The 26,456-nt window shown below is 73.0% G+C and carries 23 protein-coding genes and 2 pseudogenes; 14 read left to right on the forward strand and 11 right to left on the reverse strand.

The features are described 5' to 3' along the window. Positions 1–11: 11 nt before the first annotated feature. Together AB0F04_RS05310 and AB0F04_RS05315 are read right to left on the reverse strand one after the other, a co-directional pair. Positions 12–518, reverse strand: coding sequence for a hypothetical protein (locus AB0F04_RS05310; RefSeq protein ID WP_362037966.1), 507 nt, complete (start codon positions 516–518; stop codon positions 12–14). Further along, complete coding sequence (locus AB0F04_RS05315) at positions 506–1,210, reverse strand: hypothetical protein (protein ID WP_362037969.1); 705 nt, start codon at positions 1,208–1,210, stop codon at positions 506–508. The genes AB0F04_RS05310 and AB0F04_RS05315 overlap by 13 nt, the downstream gene beginning before the upstream one ends. Before the next feature lie 236 nt (positions 1,211–1,446). Between AB0F04_RS05315 and AB0F04_RS05320 the strand changes: the two genes are divergently transcribed. From AB0F04_RS05320 to AB0F04_RS05330, 3 genes are all read left to right on the forward strand, one after another. After that, the gene (locus tag AB0F04_RS05320; RefSeq protein WP_362037972.1) at positions 1,447–2,427 is read left to right on the forward strand and encodes a helix-turn-helix domain-containing protein; all 981 of its coding nucleotides are present in this window, start codon (positions 1,447–1,449) and stop codon (positions 2,425–2,427) included. Positions 2,428–2,540: 113 nt separating this feature from the next. Next, positions 2,541–2,933 (forward strand): hypothetical protein, encoded by a 393-nt coding sequence (locus tag AB0F04_RS05325; RefSeq protein ID WP_362037974.1) that lies wholly within the window; start codon positions 2,541–2,543, stop codon positions 2,931–2,933. A 78-nt stretch (positions 2,934–3,011) separates the two neighbouring features. Beyond that, a complete protein-coding gene (locus tag AB0F04_RS05330) occupies positions 3,012–3,272 on the forward strand; it encodes a hypothetical protein (protein ID WP_362037976.1) in 261 nt (86 codons plus the stop codon). A gap of 112 nt (positions 3,273–3,384) precedes the next feature. Here the strand turns inward: AB0F04_RS05330 and AB0F04_RS05335 are convergent, their stop codons facing one another. Next, entirely contained in the window at positions 3,385–4,146 is a 762-nt protein-coding gene (locus AB0F04_RS05335; protein ID WP_362037979.1) for a hypothetical protein, read from the reverse strand. A gap of 1 nt (position 4,147) precedes the next feature. After that, positions 4,148–4,624: a sigma-70 family RNA polymerase sigma factor gene (locus AB0F04_RS05340; protein ID WP_362038674.1), complete on the reverse strand. Its 477-nt coding sequence runs from the start codon at positions 4,622–4,624 to the stop codon at positions 4,148–4,150. A gap of 487 nt (positions 4,625–5,111) precedes the next feature. On the opposite strand from AB0F04_RS05340, the gene AB0F04_RS05345 reads away from it, so the two are divergent. After that, on the forward strand, positions 5,112–6,128 hold the full coding sequence (locus tag AB0F04_RS05345) for an aspartate-semialdehyde dehydrogenase (RefSeq protein ID WP_362037981.1): 1,017 nt from the start codon (positions 5,112–5,114) through the stop codon (positions 6,126–6,128). Here the strand turns inward: AB0F04_RS05345 and AB0F04_RS05350 are convergent. Further along, positions 6,125–6,625 (reverse strand): DUF1203 domain-containing protein, encoded by a 501-nt coding sequence (locus AB0F04_RS05350; RefSeq protein ID WP_362037984.1) that lies wholly within the window; start codon positions 6,623–6,625, stop codon positions 6,125–6,127. The genes AB0F04_RS05345 and AB0F04_RS05350 overlap by 4 nt on opposite strands. 411 nt (positions 6,626–7,036) lie before the next feature. Here AB0F04_RS05350 and pepN point away from each other — a divergent pair, with 411 nt between their 5' ends. Together pepN and AB0F04_RS05360 are read left to right on the forward strand one after the other, a co-directional pair. After that, positions 7,037–9,616, forward strand: a complete 2,580-nt coding sequence (pepN, locus tag AB0F04_RS05355; RefSeq protein ID WP_362037986.1) for an aminopeptidase N — start codon at positions 7,037–7,039, stop codon at positions 9,614–9,616. Positions 9,617–9,866: 250 nt separating this feature from the next. Next, a pseudogene (locus AB0F04_RS05360) lies at positions 9,867–10,766 on the forward strand (MFS transporter); the annotation flags it as partial. Positions 10,767–10,894: 128 nt separating this feature from the next. Here AB0F04_RS05360 and AB0F04_RS05365 read toward each other — a convergent pair. Then, the gene (locus AB0F04_RS05365; RefSeq protein ID WP_362037988.1) at positions 10,895–11,965 is read right to left on the reverse strand and encodes a WYL domain-containing protein; all 1,071 of its coding nucleotides are present in this window, start codon (positions 11,963–11,965) and stop codon (positions 10,895–10,897) included. 7 nt (positions 11,966–11,972) lie between these two features. After that, positions 11,973–12,905, reverse strand: coding sequence for an EamA family transporter (locus tag AB0F04_RS05370; protein ID WP_362037990.1), 933 nt, complete (start codon positions 12,903–12,905; stop codon positions 11,973–11,975). A 106-nt stretch (positions 12,906–13,011) separates the two neighbouring features. Here AB0F04_RS05370 and AB0F04_RS05375 point away from each other — a divergent pair, with 106 nt between their 5' ends. Next, entirely contained in the window at positions 13,012–13,524 is a 513-nt protein-coding gene (locus AB0F04_RS05375; RefSeq protein WP_362037992.1) for a MarR family transcriptional regulator, read from the forward strand. Between the two features lie 58 nt (positions 13,525–13,582). Here AB0F04_RS05375 and AB0F04_RS05380 read toward each other — a convergent pair whose 3' ends face one another. The 3 genes from AB0F04_RS05380 to AB0F04_RS05390 form a co-directional block, all read right to left on the reverse strand. After that, complete coding sequence (locus tag AB0F04_RS05380) at positions 13,583–13,870, reverse strand: hypothetical protein (protein ID WP_053671778.1); 288 nt, start codon at positions 13,868–13,870, stop codon at positions 13,583–13,585. Positions 13,871–13,942: 72 nt separating this feature from the next. Further along, the gene (malQ, locus tag AB0F04_RS05385) at positions 13,943–16,027 is read right to left on the reverse strand and encodes a 4-alpha-glucanotransferase (protein WP_362037994.1); all 2,085 of its coding nucleotides are present in this window, start codon (positions 16,025–16,027) and stop codon (positions 13,943–13,945) included. Then, positions 16,028–16,285: a hypothetical protein gene (locus AB0F04_RS05390; RefSeq protein ID WP_053671776.1), complete on the reverse strand. Its 258-nt coding sequence runs from the start codon at positions 16,283–16,285 to the stop codon at positions 16,028–16,030. A 222-nt stretch (positions 16,286–16,507) separates the two neighbouring features. On the opposite strand from AB0F04_RS05390, the gene AB0F04_RS05395 reads away from it, so the two are divergent. From AB0F04_RS05395 to AB0F04_RS05410, 4 genes are all read left to right on the forward strand, one after another. Further along, entirely contained in the window at positions 16,508–19,360 is a 2,853-nt protein-coding gene (locus tag AB0F04_RS05395) for a beta-N-acetylglucosaminidase domain-containing protein (RefSeq protein WP_362037997.1), read from the forward strand. A 78-nt stretch (positions 19,361–19,438) separates the two neighbouring features. Beyond that, complete coding sequence (locus tag AB0F04_RS05400) at positions 19,439–19,972, forward strand: PadR family transcriptional regulator (protein WP_362038000.1); 534 nt, start codon at positions 19,439–19,441, stop codon at positions 19,970–19,972. Next, positions 19,969–20,655, forward strand: a complete 687-nt coding sequence (locus tag AB0F04_RS05405) for an ABC transporter ATP-binding protein (protein ID WP_362038002.1) — start codon at positions 19,969–19,971, stop codon at positions 20,653–20,655. Before AB0F04_RS05400 ends, AB0F04_RS05405 begins: the two co-directional genes overlap by 4 nt. Next, positions 20,652–22,007, forward strand: coding sequence for an FtsX-like permease family protein (locus AB0F04_RS05410; RefSeq protein ID WP_362038003.1), 1,356 nt, complete (start codon positions 20,652–20,654; stop codon positions 22,005–22,007). Before AB0F04_RS05405 ends, AB0F04_RS05410 begins: the two co-directional genes overlap by 4 nt. A gap of 100 nt (positions 22,008–22,107) precedes the next feature. Here the strand turns inward: AB0F04_RS05410 and AB0F04_RS05415 are convergent, their stop codons facing one another. Then, positions 22,108–22,644, reverse strand: a complete 537-nt coding sequence (locus tag AB0F04_RS05415; RefSeq protein ID WP_030836042.1) for an HNH endonuclease — start codon at positions 22,642–22,644, stop codon at positions 22,108–22,110. A 318-nt stretch (positions 22,645–22,962) separates the two neighbouring features. On the opposite strand from AB0F04_RS05415, the gene AB0F04_RS05420 reads away from it, so the two are divergent. The 3 genes and pseudogenes from AB0F04_RS05420 (at position 22,963) to AB0F04_RS05430 (ending at position 26,108) form a co-directional block, all read left to right on the forward strand. Further along, positions 22,963–24,066 carry a mechanosensitive ion channel family protein gene (locus AB0F04_RS05420; RefSeq protein ID WP_362038676.1) on the forward strand — a complete coding sequence of 368 codons (1,104 nt, stop codon included), beginning with the start codon at positions 22,963–22,965 and terminating at the stop codon, positions 24,064–24,066. Positions 24,067–24,219: 153 nt separating this feature from the next. Then, positions 24,220–25,146, forward strand: a pseudogene (locus AB0F04_RS05425) (6-phospho-beta-glucosidase); the annotation flags it as partial. Further along, entirely contained in the window at positions 25,137–26,108 is a 972-nt protein-coding gene (locus tag AB0F04_RS05430; protein ID WP_362038006.1) for a BadF/BadG/BcrA/BcrD ATPase family protein, read from the forward strand. The pseudogene AB0F04_RS05425 and the gene AB0F04_RS05430, both read left to right, overlap by 10 nt. Positions 26,109–26,456 lie beyond the last annotated feature (348 nt).

The following is a 26,456-nucleotide window of genomic DNA, read 5'->3' on the forward strand; positions in this document are numbered from 1 at the left end:
CGGCGCCACGCTCACTGGCCGACGGACAGCGCCCAGCGGACCCCGGAGCCAGCGGTCACCTGAAGCACGGCGTCTTCGCGCGCCTTCTCCAGGGCGATCTGGTTGTAGGTGCTGCTCACCTCACCGTCGACGCACTCCAGGGGGAAGTCCAGGCCCGCAGGCCGCAGTTCCACCTTCAGTGTGCCCTCGCCCTGACAGTTCACGGCGATGGACACCGGGCCGCTCCGCACCCCGCCGTCCAGCGGCACGGTCCGGTTCCCGCGTGCGTCCTTCACCGACGCGATCAGCTCGCCGTCGACGACCTTGGGCGCTTCGGTCACGGTCTCGCCGTCGATGTGCTCGGCCCGGTCCGTGGGCTTGGAGGACTCCTCGGAGGGCGTGCTCTTGTGAGCCGTGGCCGCAGGCGCGGTCTCCTGCCCGGAGCCGTCCTGAGTACAGGCGCCGCTCACCGCCATCGCAAGGGCGACCACCGCGAGTACGGCTGCCCGGCGAGGAGTTCGCGAACTCAGCTCTCCCACAAGTACCAGCCCACCTTCATCGGCGAATAGCTGGTGACCGTCTTCTTCGGCGAGGTCCGGCAGTTGCTGTAGATGGTGTAGCTGACGCCGGTGTTCTTGAGCCGGAACACGCCGTACTTGGCGTTCGTCGTCTTCTTCGCGGGGGTGCTGACGCTGATCTTGTTGCCGAGCTTGGCCGTCAGCGAGGCCGAGAGGTTGACGTCGTACTTCCCCTCGATCTTGGCCAGCATCGCCTTGACGCTGACCGTGAGACCACCCGTGACACTGACGCCGACCGTGCCGGTCACCTCGGAGGTGAAGGTCGACTTGGCGGCGCGGGGGGTGCCGTTGTAGTTGGACTGAGTCGCCCCGACGCCCTTGTGGTACTGCTTGCCCTTGGTCTGCGGGGTGTAGACGTTCGTGGTGCCGCCGCAGTGCTCCGCGTCGGGCTTGTCGCCGGGAGGCTTGCCCGGCAGCGGCACCTCGGGTTCCGTCACCGGCTCCTGATCCACCTGCCCCGCGGGCACATCGACGACTTCCTCCTCCGGCTCCGCCGGCGCCTCCGTACCGATGACGATCTCGTCGGTGGCCGGGTCCGTCCCGTCCGCGTGGGCGGTCGCCGGCCCGACGGCGGCCAGTGTGGTGGCCGCGGCGACCGTCACGGCGATCTGAGTGGCCTTGCGCCAGGCGGATCTGTGCGAGCGCTGAGACATGCGTGAGCTCCTCCAGGGTTGGGGATGGTGGGAGCCGGAGACGAAGCGAAACCGTGTTCGCTTCCCGGCGCCTTTGACACTAGGCCCGCCGAGCGGGCTCCGGAGCCCCCGTCGCCTGGCACACGGGGGCCATGGCACTGGGGTGCCAAGCTCCGCATCCCAGGGACTCGTACGCCTGATCGGGTAGCGTCAGCCCACTGACCTGACCAGTCAACGACCTTGCCCAGAGGGGAACCGTGCTGGAGACCATCGGCATCGACACCGCCGCCCACGACGTCTACCGCGCCTTGCTGCTCCATCCGTCCTGGACGCTGAAGGACATCTCCCAGGACACCGGCCTCACCGACGACGAGGTCCGCTCGGCCCTCGATCGGCTCGCCCAGCTGTCCCTGCTGCACGAGGCCGCCGATCATCAGTTCGTTCCCGTCAGCCCCGATGTCGCCTTCTCCCCCCTGCTGCTGCGCAAAGAGGCCGAACTGGACGAGCGGCGTGCGCGGCTCTCCCAGGAACGAGCCGCACTGGCCGCTCTCACCTCCGAGTACGCCGCCTGCGCCACGGGCCGCACCGACAGTGGGGTGGAGAGAATCGAAGGAGTCGAGGCCGTGCGGGTGCGGCTGATGGAACTGGCACACAGGGCCCACTCCGAGGTACTCACCTTCGTGCCCGGCGGGGCGCTCAGCGCCGCGGCTCTCCAGGCCGGCCGTCCGCTCGACGAGCAGCACCTCGCTCGCGGGGTCCGGATGCGGACCGTCTATCTGGACAGCGTCCGCAACGACTCGGCAACCGTCGAGTACGCAACGTGGCTCGCCTCCGTCGGCGGTGAGACCCGCACCGCGCCGACGCTGCCCATGCGCATGATCCTCTGCGACCACGAGGCGGCCGTGATCCCCATAGACGCCGACGACAGCAAGAAGGGCGCCCTGCTGATCCGCTACCCCAGCATGGTGCGCGCGTTGGAGGAACTGTTCGGTCTGGTGTGGGAGAGCGCGCGGCCGCTCGGCACCACGCAACAGGACGTTTCCGAGAGCGCCCCGACCGACCGGGAGGCGGCCCTGCTCAGGATGCTCGCGGCAGGGCTGACCGATGAGGGAATCGCCCGCAAGATGGGGGTCTCGCTGCGCACGGTCCGCCGCAACACCGCGGACCTGCAGAGGCGCCTTGGGGTGCAGAGCCGGTTTCAGGCAGGCGCCGAGGCCGTCCGGCGCGGCTGGATGTGACCTGCCGGGGCCGGCCTCATGACGTCGCCCGCGCTGGCCGCTCTCTGCCATGACCGGGGGCTGACAGATTCCGGGTGGCCACCCGGCTGTGTCTCGTTCCTAAGGTCGGACGGGTGTACGCAGTCAAGGTCCTTCTCCGGCCCTCGCCCTGGCCCGCCGCTCCCGGGATTCCCGGCCTGCCCGTGGTGATGCCCAGTGACCGCGAGCTCAGCGAACTCGCCGAACAGCGCCGCACCGACCCGCAACCGGGCATCGCCCATGTGGCGCTGGCCCATTGGGGGGCACGCCTGGTCGGCATGACCTTCGTCGAGGCCACGGATCTCGACGAGGCCCTGCTCCTGGCCCGGCACGCCTGGGACCGGTGGCTGAGGCGACCCGGGGCGTTGCCCGGCTGGGTGATGGAGGGCTGTGAGGCCGACCGCTACCTCAACGCGCGCCGCCGGGAACCTCCCCCGCCGCGTGGCATGACAGTGCCAAGTCCCCCTGAGGCCAGCGAGACCTGCTGACACCGGCAGCCGCACTCTGCATGATCGTGCTCAGACAAAACCGCTGCGCCACACGAAGCAAGGAAGACAGAGGCACAGATGAGACACATCACCGGGCGAGCCGTCCGACTGGCCGTGGGCACCACGGCGGCCATCGCCGCTGTGGGACTGCCCCTTGTATCCGGAAGCGTTCACGCAGCCGCTTCCGAGCCGGCCACGGGAGCATCCGTCGTCCAGGCCGGGGAGGCGGTGGGCGCCGACGCCGACGGAACCGAGGTGCCGGTCGAGCTCACGGTGCCGAAGCCGAAGGATCCCGGCGACGGCAAGGGCAGCTGGGTGTGGGACAAGGAGAAGCCGTAAGGGTCGCTTCCCGGTCGCGGGAGAGGGGGAAGGGGCAGGGCCTCGGAGTTCCCGCGACGGGGAAGGGGTGGGGGCGGGCGTCCGTGCGGGCGCCCGCCCTTCCTGCTGTTCCTCACGAGCAGGGGACCTCACGCGAGGCGGGCAGCGCGTCGGTGATCCACGCCCGTTCGCGGGCGATCTCCTTCTCTCCCGTCGCCCACGCGTCCGGGTGGGCCCGATCGCCGGAGATGCCGACCAGCATGTGGTCACCGGCCTTGAGCGAGGGCACCGCGCCGGTTTCCAGGGGGAAGGTGATCCGCGCCCGGCCCTTGTCGGGCTTGTAGTAGCGCGTCACGTCCAGGGTGATCCGGTTCTGGCCGGTACCGGGAAGGGGCTCGACCTCGGCGACGGTGCCCTCGACGACGATCCGGGCACAGGCGAGGTACCCGGCGTCGGTGAGCTTGGCTCCCCCTTCGGGGTGCGGCCGCCCGGCGGAACTGTCGGCGGCGGACGACCCGCCTTGATCACTCCCGCCGCTCATGTCGCCGCTCTGGACGACGAGCCAGCCCATGCCGATCACGAGACTGGCCCCGACGGCGGCGACGAGGCCCTTCAGGGCCACGGCCAGGGGCTCGGGCCGCTTGCGGCGCACGGGCAGCGACGGCACACGGGCGGCGCCGCCGGTCTCGGAGACGGGCGCCCGCAGGGGTTCGGCGAGTGCCTGCCCGATGAGGCCCAGCTGCTCGCGCAGCAGCGCCACGTCCGCGGCCGCGGCCCGGTACTCGGCCATGAAGGCGTCGTCCGCCCGGGCCTCCAGCGGTGGCGCCTCGGCGGTGATCGCAGCCATCAGCGCATCGGTCCCGTCGCGCCCGGCCTGATCCTGTGGGGCGGTCATGTCACACCACCTCGTCCTCGTGCAGGCGGGCGCGCAGGGCCCGTACCGCCGTGTGCAGCCGGCTCTTGACCGTGCCCTCCGGGATGCCGAGCTGTTCGGCGATGGACCGGACCGGCAGGTCGGCGTAGAAACGCAGGACGACGACCTGCCGCTGGGCGTCGGGCAGCTCGTCCAGGCCCTGGGCGACGGCGACGGACAGCACGCTGCTGTCCTCCCCGGAGGGATGCTCCGTCTGGCGCAGCGCGGCCAGCCGCTCCCCGAGCCGCTCCTGGCGGCGCTTGGCCCGGTGCCAGTCCATGGCCAGGTTGGAGGCGACGACCGCCGCCCACGCCGAGACGTCCCGCGGCGCCTCCCGGCCGTTCGCGGCCCGCTCCAGCAGCCGCAGGCGGACCTGCTGTACCCCGTCCGGCAGGTCCGCCTGCGGCACCCCGCCGAGCGCGAGCACCGCCCGTACCCGGCGTTCCTGTGCCGCGTCCAGCGGATCGGTCTCGTTCCGGCGATCGCCCTGTCTCGGCGGAACGTCGCCGGACCCGGCGTGCGCCTCCCGGGCGCGCCGGGTCCTCCCGCGCAACAGCACAAGCCACCCCCCTAGCCGTGTTTCTCCTACGACGCCGGGACGGCCCGGAACGTTCGGTGGTCTTCCGGCCTGATTCCGTCGCCGTCCGCTGTGATCTGCGGCGGTCCGCCCGGATCCGGCTCGCGGTCGGCCGAGGCGTACATCACACTTCCGTGTGGCCGGGACCGGCATGGGCAGGCGAGCTTGCGGCGCACGACCCCTGTGGGACGAATTCCTCCAGCTCAGCGGGGTCGACACCGCAGGTCCGCAACCATGGAGCGGGACGAGCCGTCCCATTCTCCGGGCAGACCGGGGAAAGAAGTGGACAGGCGGGCCGTGGTCGGCCGCATGATGGAAAAGCCTCGGCCAAGCAACGAGTACGTGAAGAGACGCAGGAGAGGGAGTCACCGTGAGGGTCGGAATCGTCGGAGCCACCGGACAGGTGGGCACGGTCATGCGCAGGATCCTCGCGGAGCGGAACTTCCCGGTCACCGAGCTGCGCCTGTTCGCCTCGGCCCGTTCCGCGGGCTCGGAGCTGGACGGCGTGACGGTGGAGGACGCCTCCACCGCCGACTACACCGGCCTCGACATCGTGCTGTTCTCCGCGGGCGGTGCCACCTCGAAGGCACTGGCCGAAAAGGTCGCCTCCCAGGGCGCCGTGGTGATCGACAACTCCTCCGCGTGGCGCAAGCACCCGGAGGTGCCCCTGGTCGTCTCCGAGGTCAACCCGCACGCGATCGCGAACCGCCCCAAGGGCATCATCGCGAACCCGAACTGCACGACCATGGCCGCGATGCCGGTGCTGCGTCCGCTGCACGCCGAGGCGGGCCTCGAGGCCCTCGTCGTCGCCACGTACCAGGCGGTCTCCGGTTCCGGCCTCGCGGGCGTGGCCGAGCTGCACGGGCAGACGCAGAAGGTCGTCGCCGACGCCGAGAAGCTCACCCACGACGGGGAAGCGGTCGACTTCCCCGAGCCGGGCGTCTACAAGCGCCCCATCGCCTTCAACGTGCTGCCGCTCGCGGGCAGCATCGTCGACGACGGGCTGAACGAGACCGACGAGGAGCAGAAGCTCCGCAACGAGTCCCGCAAGATCCTGGAGATCCCCGAGCTCAAGGTCTCCGGCACCTGCGTGCGCGTCCCGGTCTTCTCCGGCCACTCCCTGCAGATCAACGCCCGGTTCGCCCGTCCGATCTCCCCGGAGCGCGCGGCGGAGCTGCTGAAGGACGCCCCGGGCGTCGAGCTCTCCGACATCCCGACCCCCCTCCAGGCCGCCGGCAAGGACCCGTCCTACGTCGGCCGCATCCGCCGCGACGAGACGGCGGACAACGGCCTGGCCCTGTTCGTCTCCAACGACAACCTCCGCAAGGGCGCGGCCCTGAACGCGGTGCAGATCGCGGAGCTGGTGGCGGCGGAGCTGAAGGGCTAGTTGCTGCCCTCCCCGACCTCCCTGCGCACCTCGTAGAGGAAGCAGCCGTACTCGACGGCCCGGACGTGGATCAGTGCCACGGCCGGGTCGTCGAACGCTTCCGTGAGGGCTTCCTCGAAGGCGGCCGGTTCCCCGACGAGCCGCCCGCCCAGGATGTGGCCCTGTGCGGAGTAGCGGCGGACCGTGCGGTGGGCGTCGGTGAAGGGGAGGACGCCTGCGGCCGGGCCCGCGCACGGCTCCGCGTGGAGGAAGACGGGGCCCACCTCGTCGTAGGCGCCCGGGGCCGCACCCGTCTGCGCGGCCCAGCGGCGCAGCGGGGCGTAGGACACCAGGGCGATGCGTTCGCCCGGCTCGCTGCGGCGCAGGCAGCAGCGGAGCGGGGCACCGCCCTCGGTGTCGGGGAACGGGGCCGTCGGGCGGCCGGCGTCGTCCGTCACGCGGAGTTCCCTCAGCGCGGACGGGGCGATGGGGCGGGCGGTGTACCGGGTTGTCGTCATACTCATCAGGCTCGCTCGCACGGGGCCCGGTCACCGGCGGGTTCCGGACGTCGCGTTCCCGCGCTCGGCAGGGCGGGCAGGGCCGGCAGGGCCAGGGCCCGCCCGCACCCAGCACCGCCGCAGGCCACAGCGCGCCCGCCGTCCGGCCGCCGGTGAAGGCCCCGGGCGCGATGGCCGTGTCGAAGACCCCCGCGAAGAGCGCCGCGGCCGCCGTCCGGCATTTGCCGCAGACCGGCTGTCGGCGGCGGTGCGTGCGTTCCGGGCCGCGCATCCGGACGGTGTGACGGGAGCTCGCGTTCGCCCGGGCCCTCGCCGGGCGAGGGGTATCCCTAGGACGCGCCCGGGTCGTCGCCTGACGACGAGCCGCCGTGGAAAGATGACGCAACCCACCCATAACGAGGAGATGACCGCGTGCCTGGCACAAACCTGACCCGCGAAGAGGCGCAGCAGCGGGCGCAGCTGCTCGCCGTTGACTCGTACGAGATCGAACTCGACCTCTCCGGCGCGCAGGAGGGCGGCACCTACCGGTCCGTGACCACGGTGCGCTTCGACGTGACCGCCGGGAACGGCGCGGAGTCGTTCATCGACCTGGTGGCGCCGACCGTGCACGAGGTGACCCTGAACGGGGACTCCCTCGACCCGGCCGAGGTCTTCGCGGACTCCCGGATCGCCCTGCCCGGCCTGCTCCAGGGGCGCAACATCCTCCGGGTCGTCGCCGACTGCGCGTACACCAACACCGGGGAGGGCCTGCACCGGTTCGTCGACCCGGTCGACGACCAGGCCTACCTCTACACACAGTTCGAGGTGCCGGACGCCCGCCGGGTGTTCGCGAGCTTCGAGCAGCCGGACCTGAAGGCGACCTTCCAGTTCACCGTGAAGGCCCCCGAGGGCTGGACCGTCATCTCCAACTCGCCGACGCCCGAGCCGCAGGACAACGTCTGGGTCTTCGAGCCGACGCCGCGCATCTCGACGTACATCACGGCGCTGATCGTGGGCCCGTACCACTCGGTGCACAGCGTGTACGAGAAGGACGGCCAGTCCGTCCCGCTCGGCATCTACTGCCGTCCCTCCCTCGCCGAGTACCTGGACTCGGACGCCATCTTCGAGGTGACCCGGCAGGGCTTCGAGTGGTTCCAGGAGAAGTTCGACTACGCGTACCCGTTCGAGAAGTACGACCAGCTGTTCGTGCCGGAGTTCAACGCCGGCGCCATGGAGAACGCGGGCGCGGTGACCATCCGCGACCAGTACGTGTTCCGCTCGAAGGTGACGGACGCGGCGTACGAGACGCGTGCGGAGACCATCCTGCACGAGCTGGCCCACATGTGGTTCGGCGACCTCGTGACCATGGAGTGGTGGAACGACCTGTGGCTGAACGAGTCGTTCGCCACGTACACCTCCATCGCCTGCCAGGCGCACGCGCCCGGGAGCCGGTGGCCGCACGCCTGGACCACCTTCGCCAACTCCATGAAGACGTGGGCGTACCGGCAGGACCAGCTGCCGTCCACGCACCCGATCATGGCGGAGATCCGCGACCTGGACGACGTCCTGGTCAACTTCGACGGCATCACGTACGCCAAGGGCGCCAGCGTCCTGAAGCAGCTCGTCGCCTACGTCGGCATGGACGAGTTCTTCCGGGGCGTGCAGGCGTACTTCAAGCGTCACGCCTTCGGCAACACGCGCCTGTCGGACCTGCTGGGCGCGCTGGAGGAGACCTCCGGCCGCGACCTGAGGACGTGGTCGCAGAAGTGGCTCCAGGCGGCCGGCATCAACGTGCTGCGCCCGGAGATCGAGACGGACGCCGACGGCGTCGTCACGTCCTTCGGCATCCGCCAGGAGGCCCCGGCCCTGCCCGCCGGCGCCAAGGGCGAGCCGACGCTGCGCCCGCACCGGATCGCCGTCGGCCTGTACGACCTCGACGAGGCGAGCGGCAAGCTGGTCCGCCGGGAGCGGATCGAACTGGACGTGGACGGCGAGCTGACCGCCGTGCCGCAGCTGGTGGGTCAGCGCCGCCCGGCCGTGATCCTGCTCAACGACGACGACCTGTCGTACGCGAAGGTCCGTCTGGACGAGCAGTCGCTGGCCTTCGTCACGGAGCACCTCGGCGACTTCGAGTCCTCCCTGCCGCGCGCCCTGTGCTGGGCGTCGGCCTGGGACATGACGCGGGACGCCGAACTCGCGGCCCGTGACTACCTGTCGCTGGTGCTGTCCGGCATCGGCAAGGAGTCCGACATCGGTGTCGTGCAGTCGCTGCACCGTCAGGTGAAGCTGGCGATCGACCTCTACGCGGACCCGGCCGCCCGCGAGGCGCTGCTGGCCCGCTGGACGGACGCGACGCTGGCGCACCTGCGGGCGGCCGCGCCGGGCAGCGACCACCAGCTGGCGTGGGCGCGCGCGTTCGCCGCGACGGCCCGCACGCCGGAACAGCTGGACGTGCTGGACGCGCTGCTGGACGGCTCGCAGACGATCGAGGGCCTGGTCGTCGACACGGAGCTGCGGTGGGCGTTCGTGCAGCGGCTCGCGGCGGTCGGCCGGTTCGACGAGGCGGAGATCGCGGGCGAGTACGAGCGGGACCGGACGGCCGCCGGTGAGCGTCACGCGGCCACGGCCCGTGCGGCCCGCCCGACCGCGGAGGCCAAGGCCGAGGCGTGGGCGTCGGTCGTGGACTCCGACAAGCTGCCGAACGCCGTGCAGGAGGCGGTCATCGGCGGCTTCGTCCAGACCGACCAGCGTGAGGTGCTCGCTCCGTACGCGGACCGGTACTTCGAAGTCGTCAAGGACATCTGGGAGTCCCGCTCCCACGAGATGGCCCAGCAGATCGCCGTCGGCCTCTACCCGACGGTCCAGGTGTCGCAGGAGACCCTGGACAGGACGGACGCGTGGCTGGACTCCGCCGAGCCGAGCGCGGCCCTGCGCCGCCTGGTCTCGGAGTCCCGCGCGGGCGTCGAGCGCGCCCTGCGCGCCCAGCGGGCGGACGCGGCGGCCGGGGAGTAAACCCGGCGGGTCTTCCCCCGGTGACAGAAGGGGCGTCCGGTGCACCGGGCGCCCCTTCGTCCGCCCTGCACCCACCGCGGACGGACGACGAGCTCCCCCCTCGCCCAACGTGAGCCTCTGTGCGCCGACTTCACTGACACAAGATGTCAGCGAACCTCCGGACAGTGGTGCCGTGATCCTCAACCACCACTCCCGCCGGGCCGAGCGGCTGCTCGTGCCCGCTGCTTTCGCCACCGCTCTCGGTAACAACGTGCAGATCGTCGTCGGAGCGCTGCTTCTGATCAGGGAGCAGCAGACCATGATGGCCGTCGGCTGGCTGTTCATCGCCGTCGCCGGGCCGCAGGCACTGCTGTCGCCGTTCTTCGGCCGGCTGGCCGACCGCTTCGACCGGCGAGCCCTGTGGATCGGCTGCGATGTCACCAGCGCGGCGCTGGCCCTCGGGCTGCCGCTGTGGCTGGCCTGCGGTGGTGCCCCGGAACCCGGGGTCTACAGCGCCAATCTGGCGCTCGCCATGGTCGGTGCCCTGTTCTTCCCGGCCGGCTCCGCGCTGATCAAGGAACGGATTCCGGCGGACAGGCTGCGGCGGTTCAACGCCCGCTACGAGATGGCGACCCAGGCGGGGATGCTGCTGTCGGCGACTGTCGGCGGGCTGTGCGTCCAGGCGTTCGGTGCCGTGCCGCTGCTGGTGTTCAACGCCGCGACCTTCATGGTCTCGGCGCTCTGCGTCGCTGCGGTGGGGCGTTGCCCGGACCGAGTGCCGACGGCCACCGTGGCCGGGGAGCAGGCACCGGTCCGGGCGGCTGCGCGCGGGCCGCTGCCCATGCGCCGCTTCATCCTGCTCTACGCCCAGGGCAGCGTGGTCGTCACGGTCTTCAACGCTCTGCTGCCCACCGCGGTGATCGGTGAACTCCATCTGGGCGCAGGGACGTTCGGTGTGGTGGATGCCCTGGGGAGCCTCGGTTTCCTGGCGGCCGCCGGTGCCTACCGGATCGTCAGCAGACGCAGTGCGGACCTTCGCATCGCCGTCGTGGGCTTTCTGCTCTGCGATGTCTGCCTGGTGTTTCAGGGGCAGTTCGGGATCGCCGGGTATGTCATCGGGGTGCCACTGGGTGCGTTCTTCTTCGGGCAGGCCCGGATCGCCTCCCGCACCATGTTGATGGCCTCGGCCGACGACGCCTCGGTGGGCAGGGTGTTCGGGCTGGCGAACGGTGGCGGGCTGGCGGCTACGGTCGGGGTGATGTTCCTGGTCGCGATGGTCACCGACCACAGTGACACGCGCTACGGCTTCGGGGTCCTCGCCGCCCTCGCACTGTCGGCCACCCTGTCCGCCGGACTGCTGCTGAGGTCGCCTGCCACGTCCCGGCCCGATGCGTCTGCCGGTCGGTACCGGTCGAGCACGGCCGCCGCCGTCTCCGCGATCTTGCGGCGGAGCTCCTCGGGGGCGAGCACCTCGATGTCCGGCCCCAGTGACAGGAGTGCGGGCACCGCCAGGTCGACCGATTCCAGCGGTACCGTCGCTGTCACCCAGCCGTCCCCGTCCGGCGGACCCACTGATTCCTCGACGGCGCGGACCAGTGCCGCGTCCAAGCGGTCCGGCAGTGCGGCGAGCAACGCCGGAGCGATCCGGACGGAGGCCTGAAGCCGCAGCCTGCGGGCGTCGTAGGCGGTGAGGTAGTCCTGCCAGTGGGCGGTCAGGTCGAAGCCGTCGGGGCGCTCGAAGCCGTCCTCCCGGACGTCGAGGCGGAGGATCGACGACACCCGATAGGTCCGCACCGTGCCGTCCACCGCTGCGACGAGGTACCAGACGCCCGCCTTGAGGACCAGACCGTAGGGGTCGAGTTCGCGCTCGACCTCCTGCGGCTCGGCCCAGCGGCGGTAGCGCACCCGGATGCGCCGCTGGTTCCACACGGCATGGGCGAGCGCTACGAGAGCGGGCGGGGAGTCCTGTTCCCGGTACCAGCCGAGAGCGTCGAGGTGGAAGCGCTCCCGGATCCGGCCGGCCCGGTCCCGCAGTGGGGTCGGGAGCGCCGCGGCCAGTTTCAGCTGTGCCGCGGCGAGCACCTCGCCCAGTCCCAGGTCCTCCGCCGCACCGGGCAGCCCGGCCAGGAACAACGACTCGGCCTCGTCGGCGTGCAGTCCGGTGAGCCGGGTCCGGTAGCCGCCGAGGAGCTGGTAGCCGCCACGGTGCCCGGCGTCCCCGTAGACCGGTATGCCCGCACTGCTCAGCGAGTCGATGTCCCGGTAGACGGTCCGGGTCGAGACACCCAGCTCGTCGGCGAGCTCGCCGGCCGTCAGCCTGCCCCGGTTCTGCAGCAGGAGGACGAGGGAGAGGAGCCGGGCCGCGCGCATGAACCGATCATCGCAGCGCAGCGCCCCGCACGTCCGTCGGCTTCGGGAGAACGTTCCGCCGCGTGCGGTTCAGCGCCCGCGACGGCCGCGACACGAACTGCCCCGCCACCGTCGCCCCGAACGCCAGCCCCATGCCCACCAGCTGCACCGGCGTCAGCGCCTGCCCGAGCGCCGCCCAGCCGACGACGGCCGCGGTCAGCGGGGAGAGCGGGCCGAGGAAGGTGACCTGGGTGGCGGTCATGCGGCCGATGCCGCGGAACCACAGCCAGTACGCGAGGGCCGTGTTCGCGAGGGCGAGGTAGAGGTAGCCGCCGACCGCACGGCCGTCCAGCGCCGGCGGGGCGCCCTCGGCGAGGAAGGCGAGCGGCGCGATGAGCAGGCCGCCCGCGGTCAGCTGCCAGCCGGCCAGCGCCAGCGGTCCGACGCCCTCGGGGCGGCCCCACCGCTTCGTGAGTACGGTGCCGGTGGACATCGACGCCGTGGAGGCGACGGCCGCCAGCAGGCCGAGGGTGTCCAGCGCCCCGGCCGCCCGCAGCACGACGAGGCTGACCCCGAACGCGGCCACGGCCCCGGTCACCAGCGTGCGCGCCGACGGCCGCTGCCCGAGCAGCAGTGCGGACAGCCCGGCCACGAACAGCGGGCCGGCCGAGCCGACGACCGCCGCCAGACCGCCGGGCAGCCGGTAGGCGGCGAGGAACAGCAGCGGGAAGAAGGCGCCGATGTTCAGCGCGCCGAGCACCCCCGCCCTCCACCACCAGGCGCCGCGCGGCAGCACCCGGGCCAGGGCGAGCAGCAGCAGACCGGCGGGCAGGGCGCGCACCAGGGCGGTGAACAGGGGGCGGTCGGGCGGGAGGAACTCGGTGGTGACCGCGTAGGTCGTGCCCCAGGAGACGGGCGCGAGGGCGGTGAGGGTGATGAGGGCCGGGCGGGAGAGGGCCATGACAGACACCCTTCTGATCAGGTCAGCAGAAAGTAGCTTACTGCTAAGCAACTTTTCGTCAAGCTACTTTCTTGCGGGTGACCTAGCGGCGGCCGATACTCGTCCCATGAGCGAACGCCCTGGGCAGCGCAAGGACCCCGTCGACGCGATCATCGAGCAGTGGGCCTCGGTCCGGCCCGACCTGGACACCGCCGCCATGGAGGTCTTCGGCCGGGTCGGCCGGCTCTCGCTCGCGATGGGTGAGCGGATGGAGAAGGCGTACGCCAGGTTCGGGATCTCACGCGGGGAGTTCGACGTCCTGGCGACGTTGCGCCGCTCCGGGGAGCCCTACACGCTCTCTCCCCGCCAGCTGTCCGCGACGCTGATGCTCACGACCGGCGGCATGACGGGGCGGCTGGACAAGCTGGAGCGTGCGGGGCTGCTGCGCCGCTCGCCGGATCCGCACGACCGGCGCGGGCTGCGTGTCACGCTCACCGACAAGGGCCTCGAAGTGGTCGACGAGGCGGTCGCGGCGGGCCTGGCCGTCCAGACGGAGGCCCTGTCCGCCCTGGACGCGGAACGGGCCGCCCTCCTGGCCGGCCTCCTGCGGGAACTGCTGGCGGGGACGGAGAGGCCCTGACGACAACGAGGGCGCCGTCGCGGTGCTCGCGACGACGCCCTTCGAAGAGGAACGCTGATCAGGCCTTGACTTCGCTCTTCGCCTCGGCCTTGGTGGCGATGTTGGAGCTGGTCGGGTCCTTCTTCTTGTGCGTCTTGTCGCCGACCATCACCAGACCGGCGATGACCAGGTACAGCACGATCGGGGCCACGACGAAGAGGCCCAGCGTCTCGATGACGCTCAGGCCCGGGCCGGGGTCGTCACCGTCGTCGCGGGTGAGCGCGCTCGCGGGGGACGACATGAGCAGCATCATCAGCGTCGTACCGGCTGCCAGGGCGCCGGCGCGCAGGGCGTTCTTCTTGTCCACGGTGTCAAAATATCCAACGCCGACCGGGCCCGCGCGCCCGGGGTGCCGTAAGGACCCCTGAGAGCCCCCGGCTCATGCGCCGCCCTCCCTGAGCACCTCCATCAGGGCGTGCAGCCGGGGAGAGGCCGCGAGGTCCTCCAGCGTCACGGGCCGCCCCTGTGCGTCCGCGATCGGCAGCCGCCAGTTCGGGTACTGGTCCCAGGTCCCCGGGAGGTTCTGCGGGCGGCGGTCGCCGACACCGTCGGGGAGCCAGACGCCGACCATGCGGGCCGGGGTGCGCAGCAGGAAGCGGTGGACGGCCTGGATCTGCGCCTCCTCCGAGGAGGTGTCGCTGCCGCCGCCGGTGCCCTGCAGCAGGCCGAGCCGGGACAGCACGGACAGCCACTCCCCCGCGTCGGCGGCGGCCTCGGCGCGCTCCTCCTCCAGGGGGCGGGTCAGCAGCCCCAGGCTGTCGCGGAGCTCGACGTGCTCGCCGGTCAGGCGGGCGGCCGTGGAGGGCAGGTCGTGGGTGGTGGCGGTGGCCAGGCAGTCGGCGCGCCAGCTGCCGGGCGGCAGGGGGTGGCCGTCGCCGTCCCAGTCGCGCTCGAACCACAGCACGGACGTGCCGAGCACCCCGCGCTCGCGCAGCGTCTCCCGCACGCCGGGCTCGACGGTGCCGAGGTCCTCGCCGATCACCAGCGCCCCGGCCCGGGAGGCCTCCAGGACGAGGACGGCGAGCATGGCCTCGGCGTCGTAGCGGACGTAGGTGCCCTCGGTGGGCGGGTGGCCCCGGGGGACCCACCAGAGGCGGAACAGGCCCATGACGTGGTCGATGCGCAGCGCTCCCGCGTAGCGGAACAGGGCGCGCAGCAGCTCGCGGAACGGGGCGTAGCCGGACGCGGCCAGCCGGTCGGGCCGCCAGGGCGGCAGGCCCCAGTCCTGGCCGCGGGCGTTGAAGGCGTCCGGCGGGGCGCCCACCGACATGCCGGAGGCGAAGTACTCCTGCTGCGCCCAGGCGTCGGCGCCGCCGGGGTGCACGCCGACCGCGAGGTCGTGCACGATCCCGACCGGCATGCCGGCCTCGCGTCCGGCGCGCTGCGCGGCGGTCAGCTGGGTGTCGGTGAGCCAGGCGAGCCGGGACCAGAAGTCGACCCGGTCCATGAGTCCGTTGCGGGCCTGGGCGGTCTCGGCCGAACGCGGGTCGCGCAGGCCCGTCGGCCAGCGGTGCCAGTCCGAGCCGTGCACCTCGGCGAGCGCGCACCAGGTGGCGTGGTCCTCCAGGGCCTGGCCCTGTGCCGCGAGGAAGTCGCAGTAGGCGGCGCGCCGGCCGGGTCCGAGGGGGACCTCGCCGAGCAGCTCCAGCGCCTCCCGCTTGAGCTCCCACACGGCGTCCCGGTCGATCAAGGCGTCCTGCCGCAGCACCGCTTCGCGCAGCCGGCCGGAGCTCTCCAGCAGGGCGCGCAGGCGCTCGGGGTCCCGTACGTAGGCGGCCTCGGGGACGTCCTCGATGCGCAGGTGCACGGGGTCGGGGAAGCGGCGCGAGGAGGGACGGTAGGGGGAGGGATCGGTGGGGGCTCCCGGCACGGCCGCGTGCAGCGGGTTGACCTGGATGAATCCGGCGCCGAGCGATCGCCCGGCCCAGCCGGCCAGTTCGGCGAGGTCGCCGAGGTCGCCCATGCCCCAGGAGCGGCGGGACAGCAGGGAGTAGAGCTGGACGAGCAGTCCGTAGGAGCGGCCGGGCGGGGCGGGCAGGCGGGGCGGGGCGACGACCAGGTGGGCGGTGGCCGTGCGGCCGTCGGGGGTGGTGGCGGTCAGGCGGTGGACGCCGGGCGGGAGGCCGTCCACCTCGGTGCGGCTCTCGCCCTGCTCGGTGTCGATGCGCAGCCGGGTCCCCTCGGGGAGCGCCGCCAGGGCGGCCGGGGGGCTGCCGCTCCAGCCGACCACGGTCGGCGGCAGCAGCCGTTCGGCGAGTTCCCCCTCGCGGGCCGCGAGCGCGGCGCGGACGGCGCCGGGCGTGCTCGCGTCCACGCCGAGGGCGGCCAGGGTCAGGGTGACCGCGGTGGCCGAGGCCGCGACCGACCGGTCCGGGGACGGACTGTAGGAGGTGGCGACGCCGTGCAGGACGGCGAGGCGGGACAGGTCCTCGGAGGGCGGGTCGGCCGGCCGGGGTGCGGTCATCTACATCCTCGTGAAGTCCGGGACGAAGGCCGGGGGCTCGCTGGTCAGGGGGGCGGCTTCGGCGAGCGGCGGCTCACTGGTGAGGGGCTCGGCGTCGGGCAGCGGGGGCTCGCTGGTCAGCGGCAGTTCGGTGTGGGTGCTCTCGGAGCTGAAAACGCAGTAACGCGGGTCGTCGTGGTGGGTGTCGTCGAGGTCGGCGGACGGGTCCGCCACGGGTTTGGACTGGGCCGGGAGCGGAAGGAAAGTCATCGCAGCCACGGGGGCCTCCTTGTCGGGTGGGACTTCAACGGGTCATCGCAGCCCTACCCAGTCGACGCGAAGGCAGACGCCCTGGACCCGACATCGTGCTTCTGCTCACATTCCACTCCCCTCCACACAGTCAAGATTCCGGCATTCCGGGCGCAACGGCCACTCTCGTTGACACCCCGCCGGAGGGGTGGTGGGCTCGTTCCGCCGGTCGAACGCATCTGGAGGGGGCCTGTGGGACTGCGGCGTGGGAAGCGGACCGTGGCCCTCGTGGTCGCCGTCGTCGCCGGGAGCCTCGTCGCCCCGCCCGCCGCCATGGCGGCTCCCTCTCCCCCGGGCACGACAGCGGCACCGGCCCCCGACACCGCCGGACCGGACCTCTCCCTCTGGCCGCGCCCGCAGTCGCTGCGCGCCAACGGCGCCCCGGTCGCGGTGCCCGACGAGGTCGCCCTGATCACCGACGCACACGCAGACCCCCATGCGGTCGAGACCCTGCGCGAGCTGCTGCGACAGGCCGGAGCGCGCCGGATCACGGACACGGCGGGGCCGGGCGCCCTGGTCGTGCACGCACGCACCGAGCCCGTCCGCCCGGGCGACCGCCACGCCCTGCCCTCCGGCGGGTACGAGCTCTCCGTGGGCCAGGGCGGCATCTCCCTCACCGGTACCGGCGAGGACGGCCTCTTCCACGCCGCGCAGACACTGCGGCAGCTCCTGCGGCCCGGCCGCGGCATCACGTCGGCCGTCGTCCGCGACTGGCCCGGCACCGCCGTACGCGGCATCACCGAGGGCTTCTACGGCACCGCCTGGACACACCGGCAGCGGCTGGCGCAGCTCGACTTCATGGGGCGCACCAAGCAGAACCGCTACCTGTACGCCCCCGGCGAGGACCTCTACCGGCAGGCCCGCTGGCGTGAGCCCTACCCGGCGCAGCAGCGGGCCCGGTTCCGGGAGCTGGCCGAGCGGGCCCGCCGCAACCACGTGTCGCTGGGCTGGGCGGTGGCCCCCGGCCAGGCGATGTGCTTCGCCTCGGACACCGACGTGCGGGCGCTGACGCGCAAGCTGGACGCGATGTGGGCGCTCGGTTTCCAGGCGTTCCAGCTCCAGTTCCAGGACGTCAGCTACAGCGAGTGGCACTGCGGGGAGGACGCCGACCGGTTCGGCTCGGGCCCCGAGGCGGCGGCGCGGGCGCAGGCCCGCGTGGCGAACGCGGTGGCCCGGCACCTGGCGCGGCGGCACCCCGGCGCCGCCCGGCTCTCCCTGATGCCCACCGAGTACTACGAGGACGGCACGACCGACTACCGGCGCGCGCTGGCGAACGAGCTGGCCGCGCCCGTCGAGGTGGCCTGGACGGGCGTCGGGGTGGTGCCCCGCACCATCACGGGCGGCGAACTGGCCGACGCGCGCGAGGCGTTCGGGCATCCGCTGGTCACCATGGACAACTACCCGGTCAACGACTACGCACCCGGCCGCCTGTTCCTCGGCCCGTACCGGGGCCGTGAGCCGGCCGTCGCGACCGGTTCGGCCGCCCTGCTCGCCAACGCCATGCAGCAGCCGGAGGCCTCCCGCATCCCGCTGTTCACCGCCGCCGACTACGCCTGGAACCCGCGCGCCTACCGGCCCGACGAGTCCTGGCGTGCCGCGATCGCCGACCTCGCGGGCGGGGACCGGCGCCGCGAGCAGGCCCTGGCCGCGCTCGCCGGCAACGACGCCTCGTCGGTCCTGGACGACGGGGAGTCGGCGTATCTGCGCCCGCTGACCGAGGCGTACTGGGCGTCCGGCCCGGCAGGTGGGACCGGTACCGGCCGCGAGGCCGCGCGGCGGCTGCGGGAGGCCTTCACCGTGCTGCGCGAGCTGCCCCGGCGCCTGTCGGGAACCGGCCTCGGCGCAGAGGTCGCCCCCTGGGCGCAGCAGCTGGCTTCCTACGGGGAAGCGGGCACGGTCGCGCTCGGCATGCTGGACGCGCAGCATGCCGGGGACGCGGCGGCGGCCTGGAGCGCGTACCGCAGGCTGGGCACGCTGCGGGCCCGGCTGGAGTCGGCGCCGGTCGAGGTCGGCACGGACGTGCTGGACCCCTTTCTGCAACGGGCGCAGAAGTCGTACGCGGCCTGGTCGGGCATCCGCCACGAGCCGCCCCGCAATCCCGGTGACGGCCGCACCCTGCGCTTCCCGCAGGCGCGGGCGCTGACCGCCGTGACGGCCCTGACCGAGCCGGGCACCGCGGGGGTCGTCGAGGTGCACGTGCCGGGGCAGGGCTGGCGGGCGGCAGGCCGGCTGGACCGGTCCGGGGCGACCGAAGTGCGGCCGGCGGCCCGCGCCGACGCCCTGCGGGTCACCGGCCCCGCCCCGACACGCGTCCACCACCTCGTCCCCTGGTTCGCCGAGGCCCCCGCCGCCTCCCTCGGTCTGCCCCGCGACCGGGCGGACGTCGCGACCGGGCGGACCGAGCGGCTGACCGCCCGGCTCGGCTCGCTGCGCCCCGCCGACGCCCGCGGCAGGCTCACCGCTGACGCACCCGCGGGCGTGCGGGTCCGGGTGCCGAAGGGCGAGCTGACCGTGCGGCGCGGCACGACGGTGGAGGTCCCGGTCGAGGTGAGCGTGGAGCGCGGTGCCCCCCTGCGGTCGTACGAGGTCCGGCTGGCGTTCGCGGGAGCGGACCGCACCCTCACCGTCCGCGCCGTCCCGCCCACCGGCGGCCCCGACCTGGCCCGCTCCGGCACCGCCCGTTCCTCGGCCGACGAGACGCCCGACTTCCCCGCGTCGGCGGCGAACGACGGCGACCCGGAGACCCGCTGGTCGTCGCCGGTCGACGACGGCGCCTGGTGGCAGGTCGAGCTGGACCGCCCGGCGCGGCTGGGCCGGGTCGCGCTGCACTGGCAGGACGCCCACCCCTCGTCCTACCGCGTCCAGGTCTCGCCGGACGGCCGCCGCTGGCGCACCGCCGCGACGGTGCGGGACAGCGGGGGCGGCCGGGAGAGCGTCCCGATGGACGAGCGGGACGTGCGTTTCGTGCGCGTGCAGGGTGACGGGCGGGCGACGCAGTACGGGTATTCGCTGTGGTCGGCGGAGGCGTACGCCGTCTCCGAGTGAGCTTCGCGGCGATCGGCCGAAAGATTCTCCGGCGATCACTATTCACTCAGTACATGTACTCAGTACATAATGATCGCCATGAGCACCCGCCACATCCTGCTGGGCCTGCTCGCGACGGGTCCGAGCCATGGCTACGACCTCAAGCGACGCCACGACGAACGCTTTCCGCAGGCCCGCCCACTGGCCTACGGGCAGGTCTACACGACCCTGCAGCGCCTCGTGCGGGACGGCCTCGCCGAGGTCGACGGCACCGGCTCGGACGGCGGCCCGGAGCGCACGGCGTACCGGACGACCGACGAGGGGGCACGCGAACTGGCCCGGTGGGCCGGGGAGACCGCGGCGCCCGCGCCCTTCGTGGCGAACGAGATCTTCGCCAAGGTCGTGGTCGCGATCCTCTCGGGCGGTGACCCGGCCCGGTACCTGAGCGCCCAGCGCGCCGCGCACATGGAGCGCATGCGCGAACTCACGGCGGTCAAGGCCGCCAGGGGAGCCGACCTCGCGACCGTGCTCTCGGCGGACTACGCCCTCAACCACCTCGACGCCGATCTCCGCTGGATGAACACCACGGCGGCCCGGCTCACCACCCTGACCGCGGAGGTCGACGCAGCATGAGCAGACCCGTGCCCCTTCTCACGGCCGCCGGTCTCACCAAGGCGCACGGCCGGACCCCCGCCCTGCGCGGCGCCTCGGTCGAACTGCACGCCGGCGAGATCCTCGCCGTGACCGGCGCGAGCGGCAGCGGGAAGTCGACGTTGCTGCACTGCCTGGCCGGCATCGTCCGCCCGGACGCCGGCTCGGTGACCTACGACGGCCGGCGGCTGGAGGACCTGCCCGAGAAGCGGCTGAGCGAACTGCGGCGCACCGAGTTCGGCGTGGTGTTCCAGTTCGGGCAGCTCATCCCCGAGCTGACGGTCCTGGACAACGCCGCCCTGCCCCTGCTGCTGGCGGGCACCGGCCGGGCGGAGGCCCGGGCGCGGGCCGGTGAGTGGCTGGAGCGGTTCGGGGTGCGGGGCCAGGAGGACCAGCGGCCGGGCGAGCTGAGCGGCGGCCAGGCGCAGCGGGCCGCACTGGCCCGGGCCCTGGTCACCGGCCCGAGGGTGGTCTTCGCCGACGAGCCGACGGGCGCGCTGGACTCCCTGGCCGGCGAGCAGGTCATGACGGCCCTCGTCCACACGGCCCGTGAGACGGGCACGGCCGTCCTGCTGATCACGCACGACGCCCAGGTGGCCGCGTACGCGGACCGCGAGGTCCAGCTGCGGGACGGGGCCGTGACGGCGCTGGGGGTGACGGCGTGACGTCACTGAAGGCCGATCTGCGTCTCGCCTGGGAACTCACCCGCGGTTCCGACCGCGGCGAGTGGTGGCGCGTGACCCTCACGGCGACGGGGGCGGCGCTCGCGACCGGGTTCGCCCTGGCCGCCGTCGCCCTGGCGTCGCTGCGCGGCCAGTACAACGTGCCCGTGGCCGCGGGCCTGCTGAACCAGCCGGGCACGCGGTCCGGCGTGATCGCCGGCCTGATGCTCCTGCTCGTGCCCGTGCTCGGGTTCCTCGGCCAGTGCGCCCGCATCGGGGCGGTGCACCGCGACCGGCGGCTGGCCGGGCTGCGGCTGGCCGGGGCGACGGCCTGGCAGGTACGGCGGATCGCCGCGCTGGAGACCGGCCTGGCCTGTCTGCTGGGCTCGGCGGTCGCCACCGTCTTCGCCGTGCTGTTCCTGCTGCGCCTGTGGGACCGTCCGACCGCCCTGGCCTGGGCGGGGATCGTCCTGGTCGCGGTCGGCGTACCGCTGCTGGGCGCGGCGGCCAGCGCGCTGGCGCTGCGCCGGGTGGTGGCCTCGCCCCTCGGCTGGGTGCGCCGGATCGGGCCGCGCTCCGGGCGGGGTCCGGGGCTGCTGTTCCTGGCGGGGGTCGTGCTGGTCGGGGTGGTGACCCTGGTCGCCGTGCTCGCCACGTCCGCGGCCTCCGCCAACCGGCCGCACGCCGGGGCGCCGCTGATGACGGTGGGCGTGGTCCTCGCGGTCGGCGCGGGCGCGGTGTGGCTCTCCGGGGCCACGGCCAAGGTGACCGGACGGGTCCTCGCCGCCCGGGCCCGGTCGGCGCAGGCGCTGATCGCGGCGGAACGGCTGCGCGACGACCCGTGGGCCGCTGCCCGTACGCACGCGGCGGTGCTGCTGGTGACGGTCGCCGGCGGCGGCTTCATGGGCGTGCGCGCGGTGCTCCTCGCCGAGGTGCGCTCCGGCAAGCAGCTCTCCGCGAGCCAGGACTACTACACCACCGGCCTCGACCTCACCGGCGTCGCCCTCGCGGTCGCTCTCGCGATCACACTGTCGGGCCTCGCCGTCGGCACGGCCGAGTCCCTGGCCACCCGCCGCCGCGGTCTGGCCGCGCAGGTCGCCGCCGGGGTGCCGCGCGCGGTCCTCGGCCGGGCCCTGCTGCTGGAGACCGCGCTGCCGCTGGCACCGGCGGTACTGCTCGCGGGCCTGGGCGGGACGGCCGTCGCCGCCTCGTACACGCTGCTCACCGGTCACCCGTTCCCCTGGGCGGCGGCCCTGGTGCCCGTCGCCGTCTACGCCGGCTGCCTGCTCGCCGCGGCGACCTCGCTGCCGCTGCTGGGCCGCTCGGTGCGGCCGGCGGAGCTGCGGTACGCGTGAGCGCCGCGACGGCCGGCCCATGACCGGCCGGCCCCGGGGGAACAGGGGACCCCCGGGGCCGGCTCTCACGCATGCGGCACTACGAAGGCCCGGATCCTCGTCAGGCGGAAATGCCGTCGATCCGGGCCATGGCGTCGTCCGCGCCGAACGGCTGCAAGTACGGCAGCCAGCGCGGATCCCGGTGGCCGGTCCCGATGATGCGCCAGGCCAGGCCCGACGGCGGGGCGGGTTTGTGGCGCAGCCGCCAGCCGATCTCGAAGAGGTGCCGGTCGGCCTTCACGTGGTTGCAGCGACGGCAGGACGCCACCACGTTGTCCCAGACGTGCTTGCCCCCGCGACTGCGCGGGATGACGTGGTCGACGCTGGTTGCGACACCACCGCAGTACATGCACCGGCCCCCGTCGCGGGCGAACAGCGCCCGGCGGGTCAGAGGAACGGGCCCCCGATAGGGAACCCGGACGAATCGCTTGAGCCGGACCACGCTGGGTGCGGGGACTGTGACGGTCGCGCTGTGCAGATAGGCGCCGGACTCCTCGAGGCAGACGGCCTTGTTCTCGAGGACGAGGACGAGCGCGCGGCGGAGCGGTACGACGCCTAGCGGCTCGTACGACGCGTTGAGGACCAGGACATGCGGCACGGATGCCTCCTTGGACGCCGGCGGCGCGTGGCTCGCGCCGGGACGATTCGTAGCCAGTCTCCCCTCATGCCTGGTGGAAGCGCCACCATGTCCCCGTAACGGGCTGGGAGTGTTTTCGACCACATCCCATTCATCCCCCGGATCATGGCCTGTTCAAGCCCAGGTGAGCACGGTCTCTCCTTCACACATTCCGCGAGAGCACACACAATGCCCCGTTAGTGTGGTGGTTCTGCCCCTTCGGTGACCCTGCCGTGACCTTGACCCCCTGAATCACCGCACCGGGGCGGACCGCTGCACCTGGAGGTACCTGCCGTGTCCCTGTCCCTCGCGGACGCCGTCCTGATGGCCGCCGACCCGTCACCGTCGCCGACCCCCTCGGAGACCCAGTCCCCGAGAGTGCCTTCGCTCCAGGACGCACAGGAGAGCGCGACGAACGCCGCCGGCTGGGTCGAGCAGAACTGGTCGACGTGGCTCGCGATCGGGCTGAGAGTCCTGCTCATCGTGGTGATAGCCGCGGTGCTGAGGGTCTTCGTACGCCGGGCGATCACCAAGCTGATCGACCGCATGAACCGGACCGTCCAGTCCGTCGACGGCAGTGCGCTCGGCGGCCTGCTCGTGAACGTCGAGCGCCGGCGACAGCGCTCGCAGGCCATCGGCTCGGTGCTGCGTTCGGTGGCGTCGTTCCTGATCATCGGCACCGCCGCGCTGATGATCCTGGGCACTTTCCAGATCAACCTCGCCCCGCTGCTGGCCTCGGCCGGTGTCGCCGGTGTGGCGATCGGCTTCGGTGCCCGCAACCTCGTCACGGACTTCCTGTCCGGCGTCTTCATGATCCTTGAGGACCAGTACGGCGTCGGCGACACGATCGACGCGGGCGTGGCCTCCGGCGAGGTGATCGAGGTCGGCCTGCGCGTGACCAAGCTGCGCGGCGACGGCGGCGAGATCTGGTACGTCCGCAACGGCGAGGTCAAACGCATCGGCAACCTCTCGCAGGGCTGGGCCACGGCCAACGTCGACGTCACCGTCCACTCCGGCGAGGACCTGGACAAGGTGAAGGCCACCCTGGACGAGGTCGCCGAGAAGATGAGCGCCGAGGAGCCCTGGAACGAACTGCTGTGGGGCCCGATCGAGGTCCTCGGCCTGGACAGCGTGCTGCTGGACTCCATGGTCGTGCGCGTCACCGCCAAGACGATGCCCGGCAAGTCCCTGACCGTGGAGCGCGAGCTGCGCTGGCGCGTCAAGCGCGCCTTCGACGCGGCGGGCATCCGGATCGTCGGCGGAGCCACCGCCCCGGTGGAGGAACAGCCCGTCGACCCGACGGCGGGCATGGCCGCGCCGTCGGTGTACGCCAACACGGGGTCCCCGCAGTCGGCGGCGGCGTCGCCGCTCACTCCCCCCGCGCCGACCAGCACCACGAAGTAGCAGCACCCCCGCGTACGCAGAGGGCGGTGTCCGGTTCGGCCGGGCACCGCCCTCCGGTGTGTCCGGACGGCGACGGGCCGTCCCTGTGGAACCAGGAGGGCCTGGGCGCCGCCCTGGTCCTCGGCGGCCGGCTGCACCGCGGCTGGACCGGCGGCGCCGGCGATGCGCACGGTCCCGGTCGTCCTGGACATCGCGGACCGCGTCCGCCGTACCACCCCCCACGCCTGGATCATCGACTTCACGAACCCGGTGGGCATCGTGACCCGCGCCCTGCTCCAGGCGGGTCACAAGGCGGTGGGCCTGTGCAACGTGGCGATCGGCCTCCAGCGCAAGTTCGCGGCCCTGCTGGCCACCGAACCTGCCGGGATCCACCTGGACCACGTGGGCCTGAACCACCTCACCTGGGAGACCGCCGTACGCCTCGGCGGCCCGGAGGGCGAGGACGTCCTGCCGAAACTGCTGGGCGAGCACGGCGACACGATCGCGGCGGACCTCCGCCTGCCCCGCTCCCTGCTGGACACCCTGGGCGTGGTCCCCTCCTCCTACCTGCGCTACTACTACACGCACGACGAGGTGGTCGCGGAAGCGCGCACGAAGCCGCCCCGCGCGGCCGAAGTGGCGTCAATGGAAAGCCGGTTGCTGACGATGTACGCCGACCCGGCCCTGGACGAGAAGCCGGAGCTGCTCGCCCAGCGGGGCGGTGCCTTCTACTCGGAGGCGGCGGTGGACCTGGTGGCGGCCCTGCTGGGCGGCGTCGGTTCGCCGTACCAGGTGGTGAACACGTACAACCGGGGCACGCTGCCGTTCCTCCCCGACGACGCCGTGATCGAAGTCCAGGCGGCGGTGGGGGCCAAGGGCGCGTCGCCACTGCCCGTACCGGCGGTGGACCCGCTGTTCGCGGGCCTGATGGCGGGCGTCACGGCCTATGAGGACCTGGCCCTCCGGGCCGCCCTGCACGGCGGCCGGAACCGCGTCTTCCGCGCCCTCCTCTCCCACCCCTTGGTCGGCCAGTACGGGTACGCCGAGACGCTCACCGACCGGCTGATCGCACACAACCGGGAGCACCTCGCGTGGGCGTGACCGCACGTGTCCTCGCGATCGACGCGGGCAACAGCAAGACGGACGTCGCGATCGTCACGGCGGGCGGGGACGTCCTCGCCACGGCACGCGGAGGCGGCTTCCGCCCCCCGGCCGTGGGCATCGGCACAGCGATGGACACCCTCGCGGCAACGGTGGGGCGGGCCCTCACCGCCGCGGAACTCACGTCGGTCACACACGTCTCGGCCTGCCCGGCGAACGCCGACTTTCCCGTCGAGGAGCAGAGCCTGGCCTCCGCACTGCGGGCACGCGCCTGGGGCGAGACGGTGACGGTCCGCAACGACACCTTCGCGATCCTGCGGGCCGGGGTCACCGAACCCCGGGGTATGGCGGTCGTCTGCGGCGCCGGCATCAACTGCGTGGGCATGCGCCCCGACGGCCGCACGGCCCGCTTCCCGGCCCTCGGCCGCGTCTCCGGCGACTGGGGCGGAGGCTGGGGCCTGTCCGAGGAGGCCCTCTGGCACGCGTCCCGGGCGGAGGACGGCCGCGGCGCCCCCACCGCCCTCTCCCACACCCTCCCCGCCCACTTCGCCCTGCCCTCCATGTACGCCCTCGTCGAGGCGCTCCACCTGGGGCTCATCCCCCCACTCCGCCGTCACGAACTGACCCCCGCCCTCTTCGCCACGGCCGCCGGCGGAGACACCATCGCCCGGACGATCATCCAACGCCAGGCCGAGGAGGTGGTCTCCATGGCCGTGGTCGCCCTGACCCGCCTGGACCTCCTGGACGAACCGGCACCGGTCCTCCTCGGCGGCGGCGTCCTGGCGGCCCGGCACGCCCGGCTGAACGACCACATCGCACACCTGCTGACCGACCGCGCACCGAAGGCGGCCCCCCAGGTGGTGACGGCGAGCCCGGTCCTGGGAGCGGCGCTGCTGGGCCTGGACAGAGTGGGCTCGGGCGAGGGGGCGCAGGAGCGGTTGCGGAGGTACTACGGCGTGTGAATCGCAGCGCCGCTGAGGCCGGATGGAACCGCAGCCAAGCGGAGACGCGCCCGCACCCGCGTACGGCGAGCAGGGGCCGTGTCGGGGGGTGTCCGCTCGCAGCGGTTGTCGCGTCAACGCACAGTGAGTCGGCGTCAGACCCCATCGCGACGTTCCGAGGACGGACACCCCCCGGCGCGGCCCCGACCCCCACCCGGCGCCACGCGAACACGCGCACCCCCACCCGGCGCCACGCGAAGAGGCGAACCCCCACCCGGCGCCACGCGAAGAGGCACGACCCCACCCAGCCGCACGGGAACCGAACCACCTCCCCGTACGTGTTCCAGGACAAGGCGTGGCGACTGGGGG

Source organism: Streptomyces sp. NPDC029041 (assembly GCF_040637515.1).
Classification (GTDB): Bacteria; Actinomycetota; Actinomycetes; order Streptomycetales; family Streptomycetaceae; genus Streptomyces.

Coding starts and splice junctions, on each gene's coding strand:
- AB0F04_RS05335 (WP_362037979.1), bottom strand. CDS start 4,146: ATGACCGCCCCACAGGATCAGGCCGGGCGCGACGGGACCGATGCGCTG.
- AB0F04_RS05405 (WP_362038002.1), top strand. CDS start 19,969: ATGAGCAGACCCGTGCCCCTTCTCACGGCCGCCGGTCTCACCAAGGCG.
- AB0F04_RS05330 (WP_362037976.1), top strand. CDS start 3,012: ATGAGACACATCACCGGGCGAGCCGTCCGACTGGCCGTGGGCACCACG.
- AB0F04_RS05365 (WP_362037988.1), bottom strand. CDS start 11,965: ATGCGCGCGGCCCGGCTCCTCTCCCTCGTCCTCCTGCTGCAGAACCGG.
- AB0F04_RS05400 (WP_362038000.1), top strand. CDS start 19,439: ATGAGCACCCGCCACATCCTGCTGGGCCTGCTCGCGACGGGTCCGAGC.
- AB0F04_RS05350 (WP_362037984.1), bottom strand. CDS start 6,625: ATGACGACAACCCGGTACACCGCCCGCCCCATCGCCCCGTCCGCGCTG.
- AB0F04_RS05375 (WP_362037992.1), top strand. CDS start 13,012: ATGAGCGAACGCCCTGGGCAGCGCAAGGACCCCGTCGACGCGATCATC.
- AB0F04_RS05370 (WP_362037990.1), bottom strand. CDS start 12,905: ATGGCCCTCTCCCGCCCGGCCCTCATCACCCTCACCGCCCTCGCGCCC.
- malQ (WP_362037994.1), bottom strand. CDS start 16,027: ATGACCGCACCCCGGCCGGCCGACCCGCCCTCCGAGGACCTGTCCCGC.
- AB0F04_RS05315 (WP_362037969.1), bottom strand. CDS start 1,210: ATGTCTCAGCGCTCGCACAGATCCGCCTGGCGCAAGGCCACTCAGATC.